This window comes from Allobosea sp. 05T422_2 (assembly GCF_056396265.1).
Genome location: NZ_JBFTLD010000360.1, coordinates 1 through 5,717 on the forward strand (window position 1 = coordinate 1; position 5,717 = coordinate 5,717).

Below are 5,717 nucleotides of genomic sequence, written 5' to 3' on the forward strand. Positions count from 1 at the left end.
TCCTTCACCAGCTATTCCGTGTCCTTCACGCTCGGATTCCCGATCGTGACGGGCGGCACCGTTCGTTACTGGATCTACTCGGCCAAGGGGGTGCGCGCCTCCGAGGTCGCTCGCCTGACGATTATCGCCGGCCTGACCTTCTGGCTCGGCCTCGGCGCGATCCTCAGCGCCTGCCTGTTCTATGCCACCGATTCTGTCGCGATGCTCGCGCGCACCTCGCCCTGGGTCGTGCAGGTCGTCGGTGGCGCCACGGGGCTCGCCATCCTCGGCTATCTCGTCTGGGTCGCGACCGAGGAACGCACTTTCCGGGTCCGCGGCTGGAATCTGCCGCTGCCKGGGCTCGGCATCACGCTAGGCCAGATGACACTTGGCGCCTGCGAGGTCTGCGCCGCCGCCGCCGTGCTCTTCGTACTGCTGCCCGGCGGCTATGGGCTGGAATATCCGGCTTTCCTGGCGGYCTATGTCTTCGCTTGCCTGATCGGCATCGCCGCCCATACGCCCGGCGGGTTGGGAGTCTTCGAGGCGACGATGCTCGTCGCGCTCAACCGACTGCCCTATGGTCATGTGCTTGGAGCCTTGCTGCTCTTCCGCATCATCTACTACCTGCTGCCCTTCATCCTGGCGCTGGTGATGCTGGCGCTGCACGAAATGATCCGCCGCATTAAGCGCCACGATATCTAGGGTGCCGCCCCTTCAGATCATCTGACCTGATCTCGTATCCGGTCAGATGATCCGACTGCTGTGATTGCCGCGTCTTTCTCGAAAGCCGACGCTTTAGCGGCTGCTGCGCGCTGCGTAGGCGACCTGGCGGCTGCTGCGCTTGTGCCCATACCAGGAGGCCTCGCGCGCGCCGACATCCGCATGGACGATGCCGTTCGAATAGGAACCGACGCCGCCGGTGCTCGCGAGGGCCTTGGCGGCAGCGACCGCGCTGCGTGTAGAGGCGGCTAGTGGCCTGAAGTCGATCGCCTTTCCGCTATAATGCTGCGAGTTCCGGGCATGGCGACCGCCGCAGGTCGAGGTGATCTTGATCGGGCCGATCTTGGCGACCAACTCGCTGATCATCGCCAGGGTTTCCGGTTTGAGGCAGCCCAACCCCTTCACTTGCGGTTGGAAGGAAACCTTGCCGGCGGGGACATTGGCTTGGGCGGTCGCAGGGAGGCATACTGCAACGCATGCAGCCAAGATAAAATGACGCATAAAAGACTCAACAAGACTAGGGAGAATGGAAGGCTCAAGCCACCAAATTCTTGGTCTGGCTGACCAGTTCCATGTCCGAATAGTGTCCGTAGAAGGCCAAAAGATGGCTGGCCATGCCGATGGTCATCGTTACATCGATTGAGCATCATTATCAGTAGCCTTTCCAAGTCCGATGTTGTCTCAATAAAACGATGATAATTGGCTGAAAATACATTCTTGATCTGAGCGAGAGCGGCCGGTCGCAATTCCGATCATGGTCGAGACAGCCTCGGCCTCCGCGGCGCCCGGCGCGTCGCCGATAGTGACCACCCAAGCGCGCTTCGTTCCTGCTGAGATCCTGGATGGCGTGGATTTCGCCCAGTGTCGCCGCGCGCTGTGGGGGGCCTCGCAAGTGCGGGGGGCATCTCGCCCGGAGCGATTGGCAGAGCGCGTGCCAGCCCCTATGAGGGCGCCAGCTTCCTCCTGATAGGCATGTTCACATGGTCGATGTCGTCGATCCCCACGCGCCGGCCACTGCAGCGCTGATCGAGGCGCTGGGTTCCGCCGTGGTGCTGCTCGATGCGCAAGGGGTGGCGCAGGCACTGAGCCCAGCGATGCGCGCGCTCATTCCGGCGCTCGAACGCGGCCAGTCGCTCACGCTCGTCCTGCGCGACCCCGACCTGATCGACGCGATCGAGCAGGTTTCGCGCCGTGGAGGGCGCCGGGTCATCGAGTTGGTCGAGCGCGTGCCGGTCGAGCGCACATTCCGCATCCACATCGCAGCTTTGACCGGCGGCGTCTGGCGTAATCCCGTGGTGCTGACCTTCGAGGATCTGAGTGAGCTGCGCGTCACGGAACGCATGCGCGTCGATTTCGTGGCGAATGCCAGCCACGAACTGCGCACGCCGCTCGCCTCCCTTCTCGGCTTCGTCGAGACCCTGCAGGGACCGGCGCGCAACGATACCGGCGCGCGCGACCGCTTTCTCGCCATCATGCGCGAACAGGGTCTGCGCATGGCGCGGTTGGTCKACGATCTGCTTTCGCTCTCGCGCATCGAGCTGCGCGCCCATCTCGCGCCGGACACGCCTGTCGATCTCTCCGCGATTTCGCGCGAGATCGTCGACTCGCTCACCCTGATGGCACGCGAGCGCAAGGTGGCGTTGAAGCTCGAGACGCCGACCCAGCCGGTCCAAGTCGCGGGGGACCGCGACGAGTTGCTGCGGCTGATGGAGAACCTCGTCGAGAACGCCATCAAATATGGCCGTGAGGGCGGCGTGGTTGCAATCAATGTGGTCGAGGGCGCGAGCGAAGCCAGCGTCAGCGTTCGTGACGACGGGCCAGGCATCCCGCCCGAGCATCTGCCCCGCCTCACCGAACGCTTCTATCGTGTCGACACGGCCGCGAGCCGCGAGGCCGGCGGCACGGGCCTTGGTCTCGCCATCGTCAAGCACATCGTGTTACGCCATCGCGGCCGTCTCACCATCGAGAGCGAGTACGGCAAGGGCGCCCTCTTCAAGGCGATCCTGCCGCGCCTCGGCGCGATGATGCGGAGCCCGTCCTGACCAATGTGACGGCGAACGTGACGGTCTGTCATCTGTCTGTCACATGGAAGGTGTTCTAGCGGGGCTGCTAAAGACTGCGACCCAGACGAGGACTCCTCTAATGCGCAAAATTCTCATTCTCGCGGCTGCGACGATCGGCTTGGCCGGCGTTGCCCAGGCCGCCGACATTACCGGCGCGGGCGCGACCTTCCCTTTCCCGATCTACTCGAAATGGGCTGAAGCTTATAAGAAGGAGACCAATATCGGTCTCAACTATCAGTCGATCGGCTCAGGCGGCGGTATCCGGCAGATCAAGGCCAAGACGGTTGCGTTCGGCGCGACCGATGCCCCGCTCAAGGGCGAGGACCTGACCAAGGACGGCCTGATCCAGTTCCCGACCGTCATGGGTGGCGTCGTTCCGGCCGTCAACATTGCCGGCGTCGAGCCGGGCAAGCTGAAGCTCACCGGCGCGATCATCGCCGACATCTATCAGGGCACCATCAAGAAGTGGAACGATCCCAAGATCGTCGCCATCAATGCCGGCCTGACCCTGCCTGACGCCAACATCAACCCGGTCTATCGTTCGGACGGCTCGGGCACGACCTTCGTCTTCACCGACTATCTCTCGCGCGTTTCGCCGGACTGGAAGTCGAAGATCGGCACCAACACGGCCGTGCAGTGGCCGGTCGGCATCGGCGGCAAGGGCAATGAGGGCGTCTCGGCCTCCGTCAAGCAGGTCGCGAACTCGATCGGCTATGTCGAGTACGCCTATGCCAAGCAGAACAAACTGGCCCATGCGCTGGTCGAGAACGCCGACGGCCAGTTCCCGGCTCCGGACGACAAGTCCTTCCAGGCCGCTGCCGCCAATGCGAACTGGAACGAGGCTCCCGGCTTCGGCATCTCGTTGAACAACCAGAAGGGCGCCCAGGCCTGGCCGATCACCTCCGCCACCTTCCTGCTCGTCCATGCCAAGCCGGAGAAGCCCGAAGAGGTGCAGTCCGCGCTGAAATTCGTCGACTGGGCCTTCAAGAACGGCGACAAGCTCGCGCTCGATCTCGACTACGTGCCGCTCCCGGCCAACGTCAAGGATCAGGTCCGCGCCGCCTGGAAGGGCGCCACCGACCCGGCTGGCAAGCCGATCTTCTGATCCATGCTATGACGCGAGGCGGGTTGTTCCCGCCTCGCGTTCGACTTTGTGAGACCCGTTTCCTCGTGCTTCTTATGCGACCGGAGTAACCACGGATGGCTGCCGTGACAGACCAGATGGCCGCGCCCGGCGCGCCCGCCATTCGCCGCACTCCAAAGGGCACCTTCGACATTGTCTTCCGCAATGCCAGCCGGGCCGCCGCGCTCTTCGTGCTGGTGCTGCTCGCGGGCATCATCGCCTCGATGATCATCGGCGGCTGGCCCGCCTTCCGCGAATTCGGCCTTGGTTTCATCACGTCCAGCGTCTGGGACACCCAGAACGAGCAGTATGGCGCCTGGCCTGCCATCGTAGGCACCTTGTCGACCGCGCTGATCGCGCTGGTCCTTGGCGTGCCGCTCTCGCTCGGCATCGCCGTCTACCTCACCCAGCTCGCGCCGCCCTGGTTCAAGCGCCCGGTCTCGACGACGATCGAGCTGCTCGCCGCCGTGCCCTCGATCATTTACGGCATGTGGGGTCTCTTCGTTTTCGTGCCGCTCTTCGCGGCCTATGTGCAGATCCCGGTCTCGAACATCGTCGAAGGCATTCCGCTGGTCGGCACCGTGCTGTATTCGCGCTCGCCCTCGGGGCTCGGCATCCTGACGGCCGGCATCATCCTCGCCTTCATGATCATCCCCTTCATCGCCTCGATCACCCGCGACATGCTGGAGCAGATCCCGTCCGTGCTGCGTGAGAGCGCCTATGGCATCGGCGCCACGACCTGGGAGGTCGTGCGCCATGTGCTGGTGCCGCAGGCCGGCGTCTCGATCATCGGCGCGATCATGCTCGGTCTTGGCCGCGCGCTTGGCGAGACCATGGCGGTGACCTTCGTCGTCGGCAATGCCAACCGGCTTTCGGCCTCGATCATGGACCCCGGCTCGACCATTGCCTCGCGCATCGCCAACGAATTCAACGAGGCGATGGGCCTGCAGCTCAACGCGCTGATCGCGCTCGGCTGCATCCTCTTCTTCGTCACCTTCGTCGTCCTCGTGATCGCGCGTATCCTTGTCGCGCGCGTCAAGTCCTTCTGAGCGGAGCCTGGCCATGAACAGCGCCGTCACCCCGCCCGCAACGACGCCTCATCAGGTCTGGGGCCGCGTCCGCCCCGCGCGCCGCACCGCGGATCGGGCGATGAAGATCATCGCCACCAGCTTCACCCTTCTCGCCATCTTCGTGCTGTTCTGGATTCTCGGCATGCTGCTCGTGAAGGGGATCGGCGGGCTCTCCGTCGCGACCTTCACCCAGGTGACGCCCGGTCCCGGCAGCGAGGGGGGCGGCCTTGCCAACGCCATTGTCGGCTCGATCGTGCTGACCTTCCTCGGCATCGCCGTGGCGACGCCGGTGGGCGTGCTCGCCGGCACCTACCTTGCCGAATACGGCAAGGGCTCCAAGCTCGCGGACCTGATCCGTTTCATCAACGACATCCTGCTCTCGGCGCCGTCGATCCTGATCGGCCTCTTCGTCTACGTCATCCTGGTCGAGCCATTCCGCGGCTATTCCGGCTGGGCCGGCGGCGTGGCGCTGGGCATCATCGCGATCCCGGTGATCGTGCGCACCACCGAGGACATGCTGCGCCTCGTGCCGAGCTCGTTGCGTGAAGCCGGTGCTGCGCTCGGCGCCCMGCCTTCGGTCGTCATCACCAGCGTGACCTGGCGGGCGGCGAAATCCGGCATGGTCACCGGTATCCTGCTGGCCCTGGCGCGCATCGCCGGCGAGACGGCGCCGCTGATCTTCACTGCGCTGAACAACAATTTCTGGTTCTCGCCCAGCCTCGTCGGCGGCGTCTCCAACCTGCCGGTGACGATCTACCAGTT

General features: G+C 64.4%; 5 protein-coding genes and 1 pseudogene. 5 read left to right on the forward strand and 1 reads right to left on the reverse strand.

Translation table 11 applies throughout. The features are described from left to right. Window positions 1-681: pseudogene (locus AC1DJT_RS33790) on the forward strand (lysylphosphatidylglycerol synthase domain-containing protein); the annotation flags it as partial. A 93-nt stretch (window positions 682-774) separates the two neighbouring features. Here AC1DJT_RS33790 and AC1DJT_RS33795 read toward each other — a convergent pair. Beyond that, window positions 775-1,065 (reverse strand): hypothetical protein, encoded by a 291-nt coding sequence (locus AC1DJT_RS33795; protein WP_441490776.1) that lies wholly within the window; start codon window positions 1,063-1,065, stop codon window positions 775-777. Window positions 1,066-1,679: 614 nt separating this feature from the next. On the opposite strand from AC1DJT_RS33795, the gene AC1DJT_RS33800 reads away from it, so the two are divergent. The 4 genes from AC1DJT_RS33800 to pstA form a co-directional block, all read left to right on the forward strand. Beyond that, a complete protein-coding gene (locus tag AC1DJT_RS33800; protein WP_476835789.1) occupies window positions 1,680-2,741 on the forward strand; it encodes an ATP-binding protein in 1,062 nt (353 codons plus the stop codon). A 100-nt stretch (window positions 2,742-2,841) separates the two neighbouring features. Further along, a complete protein-coding gene (gene pstS / locus AC1DJT_RS33805) occupies window positions 2,842-3,867 on the forward strand; it encodes a phosphate ABC transporter substrate-binding protein PstS (protein ID WP_441506370.1) in 1,026 nt (341 codons plus the stop codon). A gap of 95 nt (window positions 3,868-3,962) precedes the next feature. Further along, on the forward strand, window positions 3,963-4,934 hold the full coding sequence (gene pstC / locus AC1DJT_RS33810) for a phosphate ABC transporter permease subunit PstC (protein ID WP_069878068.1): 972 nt from the start codon (window positions 3,963-3,965) through the stop codon (window positions 4,932-4,934). Window positions 4,935-4,947: 13 nt separating this feature from the next. Next, window positions 4,948-5,717: phosphate ABC transporter permease PstA (pstA, locus tag AC1DJT_RS33815; RefSeq protein ID WP_476835790.1), on the forward strand; the 770-nt coding region annotated here is incomplete at its 3' end.